At 71.9% G+C, this 16,573-nt stretch carries 17 protein-coding genes; 10 read left to right on the top strand and 7 right to left on the bottom strand.

Annotation, left to right across the window (positions count from 1 at the left end; genetic code table 11):
• Nucleotides 1-3 precede the first annotated feature (3 nt).
• The 6 genes from QSK15_RS27970 to QSK15_RS27945 form a co-directional block, all read right to left on the bottom strand.
• Nucleotides 4-1,176 carry a M23 family metallopeptidase gene (locus QSK15_RS27970; RefSeq protein ID WP_377617715.1) on the bottom strand — a complete coding sequence of 391 codons (1,173 nt, stop codon included), beginning with the start codon at nucleotides 1,174-1,176 and terminating at the stop codon, nucleotides 4-6.
• Complete coding sequence (locus QSK15_RS27965) at nucleotides 1,173-1,730, bottom strand: hypothetical protein (RefSeq protein ID WP_285797045.1); 558 nt, start codon at nucleotides 1,728-1,730, stop codon at nucleotides 1,173-1,175. The genes QSK15_RS27970 and QSK15_RS27965 overlap by 4 nt, the downstream gene beginning before the upstream one ends.
• On the bottom strand, nucleotides 1,727-3,739 hold the full coding sequence (locus tag QSK15_RS27960; RefSeq protein ID WP_285797044.1) for an MFS transporter: 2,013 nt from the start codon (nucleotides 3,737-3,739) through the stop codon (nucleotides 1,727-1,729). The genes QSK15_RS27965 and QSK15_RS27960 overlap by 4 nt, the downstream gene beginning before the upstream one ends.
• Nucleotide 3,740: 1 nt before the next feature.
• Nucleotides 3,741-7,148, bottom strand: a complete 3,408-nt coding sequence (locus QSK15_RS27955) for an ATP-binding protein (RefSeq protein ID WP_285797043.1) — start codon at nucleotides 7,146-7,148, stop codon at nucleotides 3,741-3,743.
• 70 nt (nucleotides 7,149-7,218) lie between these two features.
• Nucleotides 7,219-7,581 (bottom strand): hypothetical protein, encoded by a 363-nt coding sequence (locus tag QSK15_RS27950; protein ID WP_030327985.1) that lies wholly within the window; start codon nucleotides 7,579-7,581, stop codon nucleotides 7,219-7,221.
• 13 nt (nucleotides 7,582-7,594) lie between these two features.
• Nucleotides 7,595-7,909 carry a hypothetical protein gene (locus tag QSK15_RS27945; RefSeq protein WP_053654780.1) on the bottom strand — a complete coding sequence of 105 codons (315 nt, stop codon included), beginning with the start codon at nucleotides 7,907-7,909 and terminating at the stop codon, nucleotides 7,595-7,597.
• 356 nt (nucleotides 7,910-8,265) lie between these two features.
• On the opposite strand from QSK15_RS27945, the gene folP reads away from it, so the two are divergent.
• The 7 genes from folP to QSK15_RS27910 all read left to right on the top strand — a co-directional run bounded on the left by folP (nucleotide 8,266) and on the right by QSK15_RS27910 (nucleotide 12,859).
• Nucleotides 8,266-9,162: a dihydropteroate synthase gene (folP, locus tag QSK15_RS27940; protein WP_285797042.1), complete on the top strand. Its 897-nt coding sequence runs from the start codon at nucleotides 8,266-8,268 to the stop codon at nucleotides 9,160-9,162.
• Nucleotides 9,159-9,527, top strand: a complete 369-nt coding sequence (folB, locus tag QSK15_RS27935) for a dihydroneopterin aldolase (protein WP_285797041.1) — start codon at nucleotides 9,159-9,161, stop codon at nucleotides 9,525-9,527. Before folP ends, folB begins: the two co-directional genes overlap by 4 nt.
• Nucleotides 9,524-10,051, top strand: coding sequence for a 2-amino-4-hydroxy-6-hydroxymethyldihydropteridine diphosphokinase (gene folK, locus QSK15_RS27930; protein ID WP_285797040.1), 528 nt, complete (start codon nucleotides 9,524-9,526; stop codon nucleotides 10,049-10,051). The genes folB and folK overlap by 4 nt, the downstream gene beginning before the upstream one ends.
• Nucleotides 10,052-10,070: 19 nt before the next feature.
• Nucleotides 10,071-10,607, top strand: coding sequence for a DUF3180 domain-containing protein (locus QSK15_RS27925; protein WP_124775478.1), 537 nt, complete (start codon nucleotides 10,071-10,073; stop codon nucleotides 10,605-10,607).
• Nucleotides 10,608-10,725: 118 nt separating this feature from the next.
• Nucleotides 10,726-11,940, top strand: a complete 1,215-nt coding sequence (locus tag QSK15_RS27920; RefSeq protein WP_285797039.1) for an ABC transporter permease — start codon at nucleotides 10,726-10,728, stop codon at nucleotides 11,938-11,940.
• A 53-nt stretch (nucleotides 11,941-11,993) separates the two neighbouring features.
• Nucleotides 11,994-12,302: a hypothetical protein gene (locus QSK15_RS27915; protein ID WP_030327972.1), complete on the top strand. Its 309-nt coding sequence runs from the start codon at nucleotides 11,994-11,996 to the stop codon at nucleotides 12,300-12,302.
• Between the two features lie 53 nt (nucleotides 12,303-12,355).
• Nucleotides 12,356-12,859 carry a hypothetical protein gene (locus QSK15_RS27910; RefSeq protein ID WP_285797038.1) on the top strand — a complete coding sequence of 168 codons (504 nt, stop codon included), beginning with the start codon at nucleotides 12,356-12,358 and terminating at the stop codon, nucleotides 12,857-12,859.
• Nucleotides 12,860-12,887: 28 nt separating this feature from the next.
• On the opposite strand, the gene QSK15_RS27905 is transcribed toward QSK15_RS27910, so the two are convergent.
• A complete protein-coding gene (locus QSK15_RS27905; protein ID WP_285797037.1) occupies nucleotides 12,888-13,892 on the bottom strand; it encodes an ABC transporter ATP-binding protein in 1,005 nt (334 codons plus the stop codon).
• Nucleotides 13,893-13,894: 2 nt separating this feature from the next.
• On the opposite strand from QSK15_RS27905, the gene QSK15_RS27900 reads away from it, so the two are divergent.
• The 3 genes from QSK15_RS27900 (at nucleotide 13,895) to QSK15_RS27890 (ending at nucleotide 16,523) form a co-directional block, all read left to right on the top strand.
• Nucleotides 13,895-14,581, top strand: a complete 687-nt coding sequence (locus tag QSK15_RS27900; protein ID WP_285797036.1) for an ABC transporter permease — start codon at nucleotides 13,895-13,897, stop codon at nucleotides 14,579-14,581.
• Nucleotides 14,578-15,318, top strand: coding sequence for an ABC transporter permease (locus tag QSK15_RS27895; protein WP_279515406.1), 741 nt, complete (start codon nucleotides 14,578-14,580; stop codon nucleotides 15,316-15,318). The genes QSK15_RS27900 and QSK15_RS27895 overlap by 4 nt, the downstream gene beginning before the upstream one ends.
• Nucleotides 15,319-15,518: 200 nt before the next feature.
• Complete coding sequence (locus QSK15_RS27890; protein ID WP_285797035.1) at nucleotides 15,519-16,523, top strand: glycine betaine ABC transporter substrate-binding protein; 1,005 nt, start codon at nucleotides 15,519-15,521, stop codon at nucleotides 16,521-16,523.
• Nucleotides 16,524-16,573 lie beyond the last annotated feature (50 nt).

Raw genomic sequence — 16,573 nt, 5'->3', positions numbered from 1 at the left:
GCCTCACTCGGCGGCGCGCAGCGGGGCGCCCCGCTCGCGCATGAACGGGACCGGATTCACCGCGCCGGAGGCGCTGCGGTTGTTGCGCAGGTGTACCTCGAAATGCAGGTGCGGGCCGGAGGAGTTGCCACTGCTGCCGACCTTGCCGATCACCTGACCGGCGCTCACGATCTGGTCCTTCTTGACGAAGGGCTGGACCACCATGTGGCAGTAGCGGGTGATGTAGCCACCGGCGTGCAGCAGGTCGACGAACCAGCCGCAACCCCCCTTGCCGGGGAATCCGTCCACGTTGCAGTCCTGGCGGCCGCGGTGGTCCTCGTCGCAGGTCGAGACCAGCACCCGACCGGTCGCTGCCGCGCGGATCTCGGTGCCCTTGGCCGCGCCGATGTCGACGCCGTTGTGGCTGGGCCGGCTGGCGGTGCGGAAACCGGAGCCCACCCTGCCGGGTATCGGCGCGGTCCAGCCGGAGGCGGCGATCTGGCCGCGCTCCGCCGCGTCGCACACCGCCTTGCCGTTGATCTCGACAGTGCGGGCCGCACCGCCGGCCAGCGCGTCCACGATCCGGCTGGCCACCTCTTCGTGTTTGGCGTACGCGTCCGGGTACGCGCTGACCTGCACCCGCTGCGCGACCACTGTCAGCGGTCGGCCTTGCCAGCCCTGAACCTTGAGGAGCTTCTCGTAGAACTTGCGGGCCGCGTACGCCGGATTCAACCGCTCGGCGACGGAGCCCCACCCCGGACGCTGCTGGAACAGGCCCAGCGAGTCGTGGTCCGCGCCAACGCCCTCGTGGGGCAGGGCCAGGGACTCGGGTACGCCGCTGTTCGCCAGGTTGCGAAGGGCGGATTCCTGCATCGCGGTGGCGAGGGCGATCACCCAGCCGCGCGACGGCACGCCCATGTCCTGACCAACCTTGATGATGATCGCGGCATTGCGGACCTGGCTGTCGCCGTACTCGGCGAACCGCGGCAGCTTGCCCGCGACGTTCACCGCCCGGATCGGTCCGCATTCCATTCCTGCGAGGACGTCCCCGTTCTCGGCGTCATCGCCGCCGAGCCCGGTGAGGAAGAACGCTGCGGTGCCACCGGTGCAGCAGAGCAGGAGCAGCATCCCGGTGAGCACCGCGGCGATCAGACCGAGCCGGGGCCGGCGGCGGGTGGGGCTATCAACGTCGCTCACGGCCGCTCCCAGTCCAGAACGTCGACCAGCCAACCATCGTCGGAGGTGACCAGCTCCAGCCGGAGCCGGCCGCTATCGAGGGGGAGCAGCAACTCGACGAACGTCTCGGTCCGCTCCCGCATGGTCGGCGGGCCGGTGACCTTCTCCGCGGGCACGCTCTCGGGCTCGGCGCCGGTCAACTTCTCCCGCAACGCCGGAGTGGACAGTGGCCGCAGGCCAGCCTGCCAGTCTTCGCTGGTCATCCCGGGGCGGCCCAGCCAGGCTGCGGCGAAGCGGTCGGCGGTCTGTTCCGGGGTGCGGGCACCGGGCGACGTCACGGGTGACGGCGGAGCTGCGCTGTTGAGCAGACCGTCGTCACCGGCTGTCGGGTCCACGGTGATGATCGGTCCATCCGGACGGTTGCTCAATCCATCCGTCGAATCGACCGGGTTGCCGACCAGCCGGGCTGCCCCGAGCACACTGACGACCACCACCCCGATCAACAGCGCAATGCCCAGCCGGGAGCGCAGCGCCCGGGTGAAGAGGAACTCCAACGCCCGTCGCATGGCCGTCACCTCGCCTCTGAGCGCACCCGAGGTCCGGTGCGATCCGGCGCTCGTTCGGAGGAGCCCGGGCGGTAGACCACGAACGACGGGTTCTCAGCCGGCACATCGGGTTCGGTCCAGGTTGCCGGCTGTCGGCGTCGGGGCTGCGGGGCGACCGGGCGGCTCCGACCGCGCCCCTCCTCGGCCGGTGCCTCGTCGGGCCGCTCTCGACCGTCCGGACGCACCGTGTCGGTGCGCCGGCCCTCGGCTGCGGCGGTCGGCACCGGGGCCGGGTCCTCCCGCCGCGCCTCCGGTCGTAGGCGGGTCTGCTCCGCGTCGGGTGACCGGCGACGTCCGCCCACCGGTTCGGCGGTGCCGCCCGGCTCCGCCACGTCCAGCCGCGCTGCGGTCCGCATGTCGCGGAAGAACCGGCGGTGCCAGGAGCCGGCCGAACTCACCGCTTCGCTGCTGTCCTTGCCGCCGAGTTGGGTGATCCGTCGGTAGGGCCGCAGCAGCAGCCATCCGACCACTCCACAGAGCCACACCAGCACCACCTGAAGCCAACCCGGCAGGGTGGGGGTGCTCATGATCAGATCAACCGCGAACAGGTAGATCGCGGCACCAGTGCCGAAGATGGCAATGTTGAACACTGCGGCAACGACCGCATTGGCCAGCCGGCGAAGCCCGGCGCTGGCGGGTCGGAGCAGACCGATAGTGCCGAGAATCGGGGCAGCGATCACCGCCCAGCGGAAGATCAGGAAGCCGAGCAGCACGAGCACCGACGCGGTGAGATCGAACATCGCGAAGAGCACTGCCGCGAGCACCGCGATGAACCCGGAGCCGATCCGGTCCATGTCTCGGGTCCCCGTCAGGAACTCGTACGCCTCCGGATCCTCGGTCTTGATCTGCTCGGCAACCGTCATCCACTGCTGTTGCTTGGCCTTGATCGTGGCATCCCGGGTGGCCGGGTTGGCACGTAGCTTTTCCGACTCCTCCCAGGAGAGGGCCTTCGCGTCATAGAGCGCCGGACCGTACTTACGAGCCGTCTCGCTGTCCGCCGAGCCGAGCACTCCACGCAGCCAGTTGCGGTAGAGCATCGATTCGGTGGCAGTGTCGCTGGCCCGGACAGCCGGCGGTCGGTTGTCCTTGCAGGCCTTGGGATCCGGATCGTCGCATTGATCCGGCGGGGTATCCCTTGAAGCCGGGCCTATGGCGTCGTGCACGACGCCGAGGGAGGTGATCAGAGTGCCGTCGGCGATGTTCGCCGACTTGACCGGCCAGGCGGCCAGCGCCGTGACCGCGACCATCACCAGCAATGCCCAGCCTGCGGTGGTCATCGCGTTGCTCATGTCCGATTGCCGGGAGCGCCAGAGCAGATAGAGACCCACCACGCAGAGCGTGACGATCCCGAAGACGCTGAACACCTTCTGGTAGACGGCTTTGGTGGCCTTCTCCACCAGCGGGTCGGCCCAGTCCCACATCGCGCGTGGATCCCAGGCCCGCTCCCGCAGGGCGTTCGAGGCGCCCACGACCGCCGTGGCGATCATGAGCTCACCGTTGGCGACAGTGGTGGTGAACTTGTAGTCCGGATGGAGAATGGTGGAGGCGCAACCACCATCCACGTCATAGGTGTTGAAGCTGTAACCGCCGTAGCCGTAGTCGCTGTAGATGCCCTTCGGCCCGGGCAGCTTTGACGAATCCGGGCGAGAGGCGAACCAGCCGGCAAGGCCAGAATCCGGGGCGGACGGCACGGGTGGCTTTCGGCAATCGATCTCAGCCTGGCTGACCTGCTTCAGCTTGCCCACGCAGGTGCGGAAGTCGGCCTGCCATTCAGCGGTCGTGCAGAGATCGGCTCGGGCCTGGGCGGCCGGAGGCGCGGCGGCGGCGGCCTCCGCGCCGATCAGCGGCCAGGTGAGGCTGGCCCCGGCCAGTACGCCGAGGGTGAGCAGGAACGACGCGAGCCTTGCCCAGGCTCCCGGGCCTGGGTCACGGCCCTCCGCCTCGGCTCGACCGAGGACCTTGACCCAGGCCCTAGCCATGTCACGCCTCCAGATCCGGCAGGGGGATGCTCGGCAGCACTCCGGCCGCTGCGGCGATCGCGGCGGGCGTCGTGTCGAGGTGGTCCAGCAGCCCTTCGACGTACGAGACGTCGACTCGGACCTTCTGCACCCGGCCGTCCACGTCGCGCATCACGAATTCGCGGAAGCCGAGGCGGGCGGCCGAGTTGGCGTCGGCGGCGGAGAGGGAGGCGAGGGTGGCCTCGTATCCGTCGTTGACCGGCACCCGCAGCAGCCGCAGGGCCTCGGAGGCGATCTCGGCGTCCTCGGCGATGCGGCCGACGAAGACGGTGGAGACGAGGTTCTGCACGTCGAGGCCGAGGATGTCGCGGGGGTTCTGGGAGGCGACCAGCGCGGCCAGGTTCCACTTGCGGGAGTCGCGGGCGAGCCGGACCAGGAAGGAGCGCCCGGAGCGCCAGCCCTCCATGAAGTGCGCCTCGTCCAGGCCGACGAGTTTGCGGGACGACATCGAGCCGCCGTAGCAGCGCCGGACGGCGAGCCGGTGCGCGGTGTGCAGCATCGGCAGGGCCAGGGCTTCCTCGGCTGACCAGTACTCACGTTCGATCTTGAGGTCGGGCAACCGTAGCCCGGCCATGGTGATGACGGTGAGTGCCGCGTCGGCACCGAGCAGCCCTTCCGGCGGTCGGCCGAAGAAGAGCATGGCCAACGGCATCTCGGCGGTGTCCAGCAGGAGGTTCGCCAGTTCCTTTCCGGCGTCGTCGTCGAGCCGCCCGAGGCAGCTCACCACGTCGTCCAGGGTGGACGTTTCCTCGGCGGGGACCTGCCGGACGGCGTGCCGGAACAGGGTGGCTGTCGACGCCTCCCTGGCCACCTGCGGTGGGACGAGCATCATGCAGATGTCCTGGACCAGCATCCGCCGCTCGGCCCGGGCGTTGGAGACGGCGATCTCGAACTCCCGGTCACCGGCGGCCCCGGGCCCGAACTCGGAGCGCAGCGGCGTCGGGATGAGTGAGTAGGGCGCCAGGGTGCCGTGCTCCGAACCGGTCAGGTTCAACACCCGGGAGTACGGCCGCAGTTCGGGCATCGCGCAGAGGCGGGCCAGCGGGCCGGACGGGTCGAGCAGGGTCACCTGGACACCTCGGCGGGCGGCCAGGTAGCCCAGGGCGCCGAGCAGTGTCGACTTGCCACCGCCCGGTTCGGCGACGAAGACCGCGAGCCCGGAGCGTTCCCGGACCTCCATGGGGAAGTGCAGGTCGAGGAAGACCGGGCGGCGGCAGGTGCCGGCGGTCCGGCCGATGAGGTCGCCCCGCCGGTCGCCCACGTTCGATGCTGCCTGCGGGAGCGCGGCGGCGAGCAACGGCACCGGCATGCGTCGGACGTAGCCGGTGTTGGCGATCGGCTCCCCGGGGATGAATTCGCGGGCCAGCCAGTCCTGGTTCTTCGGGTGCTGCAACGAGATGCGCAGCTCCCGGGAGTAGAGCTGGATGAGCCGGCGGGCCCGCTCCAGGCATTCCTCCCTGGTCCGGCCGCCGACCGCGATCCGGTGCCAGCCGTGCGCACGGGCCGAGTCGACCGGCAGGCCGGTGGTCATCTCGTCGCCGATCACCAGGGCGCGCTTGGCCAGTCGCTCCAGTTCGGGGGGCGCGTCGATGCCGTGTTCGGCGTAGTCGAGCTGTTGCGAGCGGATCATCCGCAGTCGATGTTCGAGATTGCGGAAGGAGTCGCCGGAGCCGAGGATGTCGACGCGGGTGGAGATCTCCATCGGCCACGGCAACCGCTCGTGGAAGTGCAGCCAGGGCTCGTGCCGTTCGGGGATCTCCAGCGGCTCCATCCGGCCGACGGCGAGCACGGCCACGTGCCGCTCCTCACCGGTCATCCGGTTGACCAGCTTGACGGTCGAGCCGTACGGGGTGCGGTAGCGCTCCACCTGCTCGGTCATGGCGAGCAGGTCACCGCGCTCCCAGCGCCCGTCGGTGACGGGGGAGAGGGTGCTCGGCGGTGACATGCACAGCGCCACCGAGCGGTAGAGCAGCCATTCCAGTTCCTGGGCGGTGACCCGCCGGCCGCGCATGCCGAACGCGCCGAGCACCTCGTCGAACTGCTCGACGGTGCGGCCCAGCTTGCGGCGTTCGCCGTCGGCGGTGCCCCGGCCGAAGGTGCGCAGCAGCCGCTCGGTGAGCGAGTCGCCGAGCGAGCGGCGGGCGAAGGTGACCCCCAGGTAGGTCTGCCCCTCGGCGTGGTTGACCGCCATCAGGTGGCGTTGGGCGGCGACCAGGTGATCGGCCCAGCCGGTGGTGCCGGGGACGTCGGGCAGCGGTGCCGAGGTGTGCGTGTCGATCGTGCGGGCCCACTCGTCGGCGGGGAACGGCCGGGTGGTGCGGCGCAGGTGCAGTCGGAAGCCGGCCAGGCCGGCGTACTGCTCGGAGATCGCCGACAGCAGCGCCTCACGTTCGGCGTCCGGCCGGAACGCCCAGCGGACCTCGGGCAGCCAGTACCAGGCCGTGACGGTGTTCGGCGTGAAGGTCAGGTGCCCGGCGATCTCGGTGATGGCCAACTCGACCGACGGATCCCGATCTCCGAACTTGATCTTTGGAGCCCGTACCCGGGTCGGCTTGATCGGTCGGTCCGGTCGGCTCGCCGCACGTTGGCGGGGTGCGGCGACCTCTTTGCCGGTGGACGCGGTGCCGGTGCTCCTGGGGCGATCCGGGTCGGTGGCCCGTCGCGCCGTGCGTTCCAGGGCTGGGCGGTCGGTGCCGGCGATGCTGGCCGGCTGCGGGGCCGGTGCGGTGGGCCGGGCCGCCTGAGCCGTGGGTCGGCCGCTCGGCGGGGCGCCGGCTGTCCGGCCGGCGGGGTCGGTGGTCGCCGCCGGTGAGCCGGGACCGGTGGACGGGTCGGGCTCGTCCGGTCGGCGCCGCATCGGCCGTCGATCGCCGGCCTGGTGCGGCACCCGGGACTCGGTGGGCGGGTGGCCGCCGCCGTGGCGTGCCTCGACGGGTCGGGCACCGCTGCCGGGCTGGTCGTCGGGCGTCCAGGGCGGCTCCACTTCGGGAACCGCACGGGCTGGTGCCGGGCTGGCGGTGGGTGGCGGCGGCTGGTGCGGGATCGCCGGTTGCTCGCGGGTGCTCGGGCCGGCCGTGACGGCTCGGGCCGGGCCGGGCCGGGCCCCGCCGCCGAAGAGGTCCAGGAAGGGGGAGTCGATGTCGGCGTTCTCGCCGGCCGACACGGTGCTGGGTTCGGCCGGTGGGGTCCGGCGGGGGACCGGTCGGGGGGCCTGGAACACGCCGACGGCACCGTGGCCGGGAGACGTCACCAGCGCGGGGTCGAGGGCGACCTCGTCCTCGTCTTCGGTGTAGTTGAATGAGTGCGCACGGTGACCGGCCGGCGCGCCTGGGCGGCCGGCCGGGGAACCCGGCGTGGAGGAGCGGCTCATGCCACCGCCTCAGCGACTGTCGGCCGACCCGTGCCCGCGTCCGATGACGGACCGTTCGCCATGCGTCCGGTCATGCCAGCTCCTCCCGAATCCTGATCCGGCTGCCGACCAGACGCGGATCGCGCTGCTCGACCGCCGGCTCCCGGGTGCGTCGCCAGTCGGTCAGCGCGGTGCGGATGACCACCCGCGCCGGCCGATCGGGGTCGACGTGCCGGAAGATGAACGACGTGGTCACGATGGCGAGCGCGATCTCCCAGGCCGGGAAGAGCTCGACCGTCAACGTGAACAGCCAGTGGATGAACATGTAGAGGGGGACCAGCAGGATGAAGAGCCCGTACTGGGCGTAGGGCAGGTGGACCGGAAGGGTGTAACCGGGCGGCCCGAGGTAGACCAGGCGGGCCCGGTAGATGTCGTCGTCGGTGCGCAGCCGCATCTGGTGAACGCGCCTATTCGAAGATCAGGTCGATCAGGTAATCGCCGACGAAGAAGAGTGTTGCGGCGCCGGCGATGAAGGCGAGCCCGACGATGGCGATCGCGGAGCTGGTCAGCACCTTGGAGATCTCGCCTCGGCTGGCACGGCCGATGAAGATGACGCCCAGGACGGCGAGCAGGATCGGCGCGATCTTGCTGGCGAAGAAGGTGACGACACCGTTGGTGTCGATCCCCTTCGGTGCCGGCTCCGCGAGTGGAGCCGACGCCAGGGTGGAGAGCGCGTGGGCGACGCCGGACGACGCCGTCTCCATGAGCTCGAAGGCGATCACTGGAACCTCCCCATAGCGCGGCCGGCGGTGCCGCGGCGGTGCAATAGGCAAGCCTTGCGGGAAAAGTGCTCCACAGGGCATGGCGTTCTTGACCCTGTGTTCGTTACTCACCACGGAGGGTGGCGAGGTTTGGGCGGATTTCCCCCGCTTCGGCCCTCCCTCCAAGCTTCGCCATCTCGATGCTGGCCAATTCCAAAGCGTACGGGCCGCCCCGGATTGCGACAAGCCGCGAAGGGCCTGCCCGATGCTGCCCGGATGACCGATCGTACACCTGTTCTAATCGGCACGTCAGGGGCAGTGCCGCAGGGCCGACCCGGGTCGCTGGGCGCCGCTGCCGCGACCGGTACCGTCTAGTCGTGACCGATCTGGTGCGGGCCTCGGGCCCGGTGGTGATGGGCGTCCTCAACGTCACGCCGGACTCCTTCTCCGACGGCGGACGGTACGCCGACCTGGACGCCGCCGTCGGACACGGCGTCCGTCTGCGCGATGCCGGCGCGCACCTGGTCGACATCGGTGGCGAGTCGACCCGTCCGGGCGCTGAGCGGATCGACGCCGCGACCGAGGCCGAACGGGTGTTGCCGGTCATCCGCGAGCTGACCGCCGCCGGTGTGCCGGTGAGCGTCGACACCAGCCGCGCCCGGGTGGCGGAGGCCGCGCTGGCCGCCGGCGCGGCCGTGGTCAACGACGTCTCCGGCGGCCTGGCCGACCCGGACATGGCGCGCGTGGTCCGCGACGCGGGCTGTCCGTGGGTGCTGATGCACTGGCGTGGCCACTCCCGGGCGATGCGCGAGCTGGCCACCTACACCGACGTGGTGGCCGACGTGCGGGCCGAGTTGGCCCAACGGATCGACGCGGCGCTGGCCGCCGGGGTGGCCGCCGACCGTCTCGTCGTCGACCCCGGGCTCGGCTTCGCCAAGACGGCCGCCCACAACTGGGAGCTCAGCGCCCGCCTGCCGGAGTTGCTGGATCTCGGCTACCCGCTGCTCTTCGGGGCCAGCCGGAAGTCGTATCTCGGCGGCCTGCTCGCCGCCCCGGACGGCACTCCGCGACCGACCGCCCAGCGGGAGGCGGCCACCGTGGCCACCAGCGTGCTGGCGGTCGCCGCGGGCGCCTGGGGCGTACGCGTGCACGACGTACGGGCCACCACCGACGCGCTCGCCGTCTGGGCCGCCACCGGGAGTCCCCGTCTCGCCGCTGCGTCCCGCGACCAGGGACGAGCGCAACACGATCACGAACACGAGGTACGGCGATGACGACGGACCGGATCCAGCTGACCGGCCTGCGGGCGCACGGCCGGCACGGGGTGTACGACTTCGAACGCGTACAGGGGCAGGACTTCGTTGTCGACGCCGTCCTGGAGCTGGACCTCGGCCCGGCCGCGGCCAGCGACGACGTCACCGCCACCGTGCACTACGGCGAGCTGGCCGAACGCCTGGTCGCGGTGGTGACCGGCGAGCCGGTCAACCTGATCGAGACCCTCGCGGACCGGCTCCTCACGGTCTGCCTGGCAGACGCTCGGGTCGACGCCGCGACGGTCACCGTGCACAAGCCGGAGGCTCCGGTGCCGCACACGTTCACCGACGTGGCCGTCACCATGACCCGGGCGCGTACCCGGTGACCCGGGCGGTCCTCTCGCTCGGCAGCAATCTGGGCGACCGGTTGGAGCACCTGCGTACGGCCGTCGCCACCCTCGGCGACGCGGTGCTCGTGCTCTCCGGGGTGTACGAGACTCCACCGTGGGGTGACACCGACCAGCCCGCGTACCTCAACGCGGTGGTGCTGGCCCAGGACGACAGTGCGACCCCGCGCGACTGGCTGGAGCGGGCCCGCGACGCGGAGCGTGCGGCCGGTCGGGTCCGGGACCCGCAGCGGCGGTTCGGGCCGCGCACCCTCGACGTGGACGTGATCGCGGTCTGGGGCGACGACGGCGAGCCGGTGCTCAGCGACGACGCGGAGCTGACCCTGCCGCACCCCCGGGCCCACCTGCGCGCCTTCGTGCTGCGCCCGTGGATCGACATCCAGCCGTACGGTCGGCTGCCGGGTCACGGCTGGCTGACCGACCTGCTGACTGCCGGTCCGGTGGCGGACGAGGCGTTGGAACTGCGTCCCCGGCCGGAGTTGGCGTTAGAGTCGACGGCATGACCGAGCGGAACCGGCCGGCATGACGCAGGCGAAGCCCCCACCCCGCGGGTCGGGCCCGGACGGGTCCCGGATGGGCCCCACCCGGATCTCGACCCTGGTCGTGGCCGGGCTGGCCGCGGCGGCGGTGGCCTGGCTGCTGATCAGCACCCTCTACTACAGCGGCATTCCCCGGTTGCCCTGGCTGCCGGTGGTGACGCTGGCCGGGCTCGCCGTGCTGGAGGCGTACGCGGCGATCAACACGCGGGGTCGGATCGAACGCAAGCCGGGCCGGGACCCGGTCAACCCGCTGATGGTCGCCCGCTTCGTGGTGCTGGCCAAGGCGTCGGCACTGGCCGCGGCGATCTTCGCGGGCTTCTACGCGGGGCTCACCGGTTGGCTCTTCGTGGAGACCACCCGGGCCGCCCTGGACGATCGACCGGCCGCCGGCGGGGGTCTGCTCGCCTCACTGGCCCTGGTAGGCGCCGCGCTCTGGCTGGAGCGCTCCTGCCGGGTGCCCGAACGCCCGGACGACGAGCGCGAGCAGGACCCACGCGAGAGCCGCCCCGGCCAGCGCTGAGCAGGGGGTTACGCCCGGCTCCGGGCGCGGGTACGGTGCCTGCGATCACAGAGCGAGGCCGCCCAGGGCCCATCCGCGCGCCGGACTGGGGGCGGTCGGCCACTGGGGAGGCGGCGTCATGGGGTACGAAGAAGCGGGCCGGGACCGGTCGGCCGAGCCCTCGTCGGGGGTGCCGGCCGCGGTACTGGAGAACGTCTTCGACGACCCCACCCACGGTGAACCCGGCCGGGACCGGATCGGCGTACACCTGGGGTGGGAGCTGGTGCTGCTGGCCGGTCTGGCGGCCGTGAGCTGGCTGCTCTGGCAGGAGGACCCGGCCGCGGTGCGCGACGGCAACCTGCGCACCCTGCTGATCGACGCGGTCGGGTTGGGGTTGCTCGCGCTGGCCGCGGGGCTGAGTCTGCGGACGGCGGCGCCCAACCTGGCCATCGGCCCGGTGGCGGTGGCGGCGGCCCTGCACTACGCCGAGCAGGGTGACCGGGGCCTGCCGGCGTCGATCGGCCCGGCGGTGGCGGTCGCGGCGGTGGGCGGGCTGGTGCTGGCGCTGGCCGTGGTGGTGCTGCACGTGCCGGGTTGGGCCGCCAGCCTGGCCGGTGCCGCCGCCGTGGTGGTGTACATCGAACGCCGGTCGGCGCCCGTGCTGGTGCAGGGTGACTACGAACCGACCAGAAGCGCCGGGTACCTCTTCGCCGGCTTCGCCGCGGTGGCCGTCCTCGGTGGGCTGTTCGGCGCGATCCGGGCGATCCGCCGGCTCGTCGGCCGGTACCGGCCGGTCACCGACGCGGCCCGCCGCCGGGGTGCGGTGGCCGCCGTGGTGACCGCTGTCGCGCTGGTCGTCTCCATGGTGCTGGCCGCTCTCGCCGGTGTGCTGCTCGCCGCGAACGACCCCGGTCCGGTGGCGCCGACCTCGGGGTTGGACTGGACGGTGCTGGCAGTCGGTGTGGCCCTGCTCGCCGGCACCAGCGCGTACGGCCGCCGGGGCGGGGTGTTCGGCACGCTGCTGGCGGTCGGTCTGGTCGCCGTCTTCCAGGTGTACGCGTCGGAGCGCGACTGGACGTTGAGCAACTGGGTGGTCGGCGGGGCGGCGCTCGGCGTCGGGCTACTGGCGACCCGGCTGGTCGAGACGCTCGGGCGACCCCGGGCGGGCGGCCCCGAGCAGCCCGAGCCGGTCAGCGACGGCACGATCAGCTCGGGTTGGACCGTGCCGCAGCCGCAGTCGGTCGACAACTGGCCGCCCACCCTGCCGACCCAGGCCGCGCCCCCGCCCGCCGACCCGTGGCGGGATCCGCGCTGGGAGGACGGCCCGCGGCGGTGGGACACGGACGGGCGGTGAGCCGCGTCGCGTCCGCCGAGCCGGAGCTGATCTCGACAGTTAGGCTCGGCGACATGACCGACACACCTGCCGCCACCCCCGGCGGAACCTCGTTCGAAGAGCTTGACGCGTTGCCCACCGAGGAACTGCGGGAGCGGGCGTTCGCCCTGGCCCGGGAGCGTCGCGACGTCAAGTTCTACTGGTCGGTGATCCGCCACCTGCCGAACGCGGACGAGGCCACCGTGCTGGACGGCGCCCCGAACTCGATCGGCCCGACGATCGACGAGGCCAACGCGTTGTGGCGGGAGCTCACCGGTCACGGGTACGAGGAGTCGGCGCCGCTGCTGCGGGCCGCCTTCATCGACTACCTGATGAAGCACTGAGCCGCTCGGGGCAGCCCAGGTCCGCCCGATCCAACGGTGCGGGCGCTGGGCGGATGGCGTCGTTCCTGCACCGGTCCGGTCCGGTCAGCCGCTACGGCACAGCCGCGGGCACCGGCGCGCTTGCCGTGTTGCTGCTGGTCGGCATCTGCGGCAGTCCGGCGTACACCGGTTGGGCCGCCACCTTGACCGACCCGCAGTCGGGCGGTGCCTTCTACGCGCGCCTGCTCGCGTGGCCGGCCTGGCGGCTGGACGCGGACGGGCAGGCCGGCGGGTTGTTCGCCGCCGACGCGCGGGCCGTGCTGCTGGTGGTCCTGGCGGTGGCCCTGCTCTACCTGCTGCCCGCCGCCCAGGTCGCCCGGGTGCCCGGCCCGGTCAGCCAGTTCTTCTCCGGCTGGGCCGCCTACGTGCTGGCCGGTGGGCTGGCCGCCGTGCTGGCGGTGCTGCTCGGCCCGGCACCGTCGCTGCTGGGGGCCCTGGAGGCCGCCAGCACCGGTGCCGGTTACGGCTTCCTCACCGGCTGGATCATCGGGGTCGCCAGCCTGGGCGGTCGCGCCTGACCGACCCGACCGCCTCGGCGGTCGCGGGTCAGGTGGTGGGGCGGCCGAGGTCGAGGAGGCGCTGTCGGCTGAGCGTCCCGACCGGCCGGCCGGCGTCGGTCACCAGGAGCCGGTCCCGGCCGGAGGTGAGCAGGACCGCCAGCGCGTCGTACGCGGAGCCGTCCACCGCCACGGTGGGCAGGTCCGCTGCGGTGCCCTCGGGCACCGGCTCCAGCGCGTCGCGGTCCAGTGGGGTCACCGCCAGTCGGCGAATGCCCCGGTCGGCGCCGACGAACTCGCGTACGAACCCGGTGGCGGGTGCGCCGAGCAGCGCGGCCGGGGTGTCGTACTGCTCCAGGTGCCCGCCCGCGGAGAGCACCGCGATCCGGTCGCCGAGCCGGACCGCCTCGTCGAGGTCGTGGGTGACCAGCACGATCGTCTTCCGCACCTCGGCCTGAAGGCGCAGGAACTCCTCCTGGAGGCGGGCCCGGACGATCGGGTCGACGGCCGAGAACGGCTCGTCCATCAACAGCACCACCGGGTCGGCGGCGAGTGCGCGGGCCACCCCGACACGCTGACGCTGGCCACCGGACAGCTCGTGCGGGTAGCGACCACCGAACTCGGCCGGATCCAGCCCGACCAGGTCGAGCAGCTCGTCGACCCGGGCCCGGGTCTGGCTCTTGGGCCAGCGGAGCAGGCCCGGCACCGTGGCCACGTTGGCCCGCACCGTCTGGTGTGGAAACAGACCGACGTTCTGGATCACGTACCCGATTCGACGGCGTAGGCGCACCGGGTCGACATCGGTGACGTCTTCGTCGCCGAGCGTGATGCGACCGGCGGTCGGTTCGATCAGGCGGTTGATCATCCGCAGCACTGTCGACTTGCCGCAGCCGGACGGGCCGATCAGCACCACCAGTTCGCCGGCCCGGACGTCCAGGCTGAGGTCCCGGACAGCTTCGGTGCCGTTCGGGTAGCGCTTCTGGATGCCGTGCAGGGAGATCGACGCCGCACGAGGTGATTGGGCCACGCTGGCAGCCTCCGGGGTAACGTCCACGTATGTCCTTCCGCCTGAGCTACCTGGCCGACCCGGGTAACCCCTGGTTCTCCTGGCAGTACGTGCGGGACAACTCTGACACGATCCTCGCCGCGGTGCGCGAACACGCCTCCCTCACCGGGCGGGCGGTGGTGATCGCGGTGTTGATCGCCCTGCCGTTGTCGGTGCTGGCGTACTGGTTCCGTCCGCTCGCTGGTCCGATCCTCGCTGTCAGCGGGGTGATCTACACCATCCCGTCCCTGGCGCTCTTCGCGTTCATCGCCCCGTACCTGGGCACCGGTGCGACAACGGTGCTGGTCGGGCTGGTCCTCTACGCGCTGCTGCTGATCGTGCGCAACGTGGTGGCCGGTCTCAACCAGGTGCCGCCGGAGGTTCGGGAGGCCGCCGAGGGCATGGGTTACGGCAGGTGGAGGCGCCTGTTCCGGATCGATCTGCCGCTGGCGCTGCCGGGCATCGTGACCGGCGTACGGCTGGCGACCGTCTCGACGGTGGCGCTGGTCACGGTCGGGGTGCTGGTCGGGCACGGCGGGCTCGGTCAGTTGATCTTCGCGGGCTTCCAGAACAACCTCTACAAGGCCGAGATCATGACCGCCGCGCTGCTCTGCGTGGCGCTCGCGGTCGTGCTCGACCTGCTGCTCATCCTGGTCGCCCGACTGGTGACCCCCTGGTCCCCCCGGAGGGCGCGGTGACCGTGGCGGCGAACCCGATCGGGCAGGCGATCACCTGGATCAACGACCCGCTGAACTGGACCAACCCTGGCGGCATGCTGGACCGGCTGGGCGAGCACCTGACGATCTCCGCCCTGGCGGTGGCCCTCGGGTGCCTGGTGGCCTGGCCGCTCGGGCTCTGGCTGGGGCACCTCGGCCGAGGTGGCGGTCTGGTGGTGCTGATCTCCAACGCGACCCTGGCCATTCCCACCCTGGCGTTGCTGACCATCCTGCCGGTGGTCTTCGCCAGCGGCTTCGGGAAGACGCCGGTCGTGGTGGCGCTGGCCGTCTTCGCCGTGCCGCCGTTGCTGGCCAACGCGTACACCGGGGTGCGGCAGGCGGACCCGGAAGCCCGTGACGCGGCCCGGGGGATGGGTCTGTCCAGCGCGCAGTTGCTGCGCCGGGTGGAGTTGCCGCTGGCCGTGCCCTATCTGGCGGCAGGCTTCCGGACAGCCGCGGTTCAGGTGATCGCGACCGCCGCGCTGGCGTCCTTCGTGAACGGCGGTGGCCTGGGCCAGATCATCCGGACCGGCTTCGGCATCGGTATCGCGGCCGGCGGCGGGCAGATCGTCGCGGGCGGTGTGCTGGTGGCCGGGCTCGCGCTGCTCGCCGAGGTGGTCCTCGGCGGTGTCGAACGGCTGGTCACCCCCAAACCACTGCGACGCGGGCGGCAGCGCCTGGGACGGCCCCGGGCCGCCGACGCCACCGGCAGCGCGTGACCCGTCCGGGTGGGCCGGCGTCGAACTGACGACCCCGCCCGGTTCATTCGGTGACGATGGGGTGACGAAGTCCATCCCAAGTTGTCGGTCGGTTGCGGAGCATGTTGGGTGGATATTCGCGGGCGACCGACAGTCAGGATCGCCCGTCGGACACGCGGCCGGCCCGGGACGGGCCGCGCCGGGACACGGAAGGCGGGCACATGCGCGCACGTACACGTCTGGCGATCGGGGCGGTCAGCGCCGTCGCCGGGGCAGCGCTTCTCACCGGCTGCGGTGACGCCGGCTCGTCCGGCACCGACGCACCGCAGCCGAGCGCCTCCGGCGCCGGGTGCGCTCCGGTCGCCGGTCAGCAGCTCATCGCTCTGCAGGACGACAAGAAGCTCCAGAACTCCGACAACGTCATTCCGGCGGTCAACAGCAAGGCGGCCAACCCGCAGTTGATCGCGGCGCTGGACAAGGTCTCCGCCGCGCTCGACACCCCGAAGCTGATCCAGCTCAACAAGGCGGTGAACGAGGACCGCAAGACCCCCAAGGTGGCGGCCGAGGAGTTCGCGTCCGCCAACAACCTCACCGCGGGCATCGCCAAGGGCCCGGGCGGCGACATCACCGTAGGCGCCGGCAACTTCGCCGAGAGTCAGATCCTCGGCGAGCTGTACCGGATCGCGCTCACCGCCGCCGGTTACCAGGTCAAGGTGCAGCAGATCGGCAACCGGGAGCTCTACGCGCCGGCTCTGGAAAAGGGCGAGATCCAGGTCGTCCCGGAGTACGCGGCGACCATGGCCGAGTTCCTCAACACCAAGGCCAACGGCCAGAACGCACAGCCGATCTCCTCGCCGGACATCAACACCACGGTGACCGCGCTCAAGGCCGAGGGCGACAAGGCCGGCCTCACCTTCGGCACCCCGGCCGCCGCGCAGGACCAGAACGCCTTCGCGGTGACCCAGGCCTTCGCCGACAAGTACGGCGTGCGGACCCTCTCCGAGCTGGCGGCGAAGTGCTCCGGCAGCGCGACGGTGCTGGGCGGCCCGCCGGAGTGCGAGCAGCGTCCGTTCTGCAAGCCGGGCCTGGAGAAGACGTACGGGCTGTCGGTCGGCAAGTTCTCCTCGCTGGACCAGGGCGGGCCGCTGACCAAGAGCGGACTGCGCGACGGTTCGATCAGCGTGGGCCTGATCTTCTCCTCGGATGGTGCCTTCGCCACCAGCTGAGCCTTCCCCGCACGCGCTGTGGACGCCCCCGCCCCCGACCGGGCGGGGGC

Origin of the sequence: Micromonospora sp. NBRC 107095 (genome assembly GCF_030269705.1) — a bacterium.
GTDB lineage: Bacteria > Actinomycetota > Actinomycetes > Mycobacteriales > Micromonosporaceae > Micromonospora > Micromonospora parva.
The sequence above is the reverse complement of the archived record's forward strand: the minus strand, read 5'-3'. Positions and strand labels throughout refer to the sequence as shown.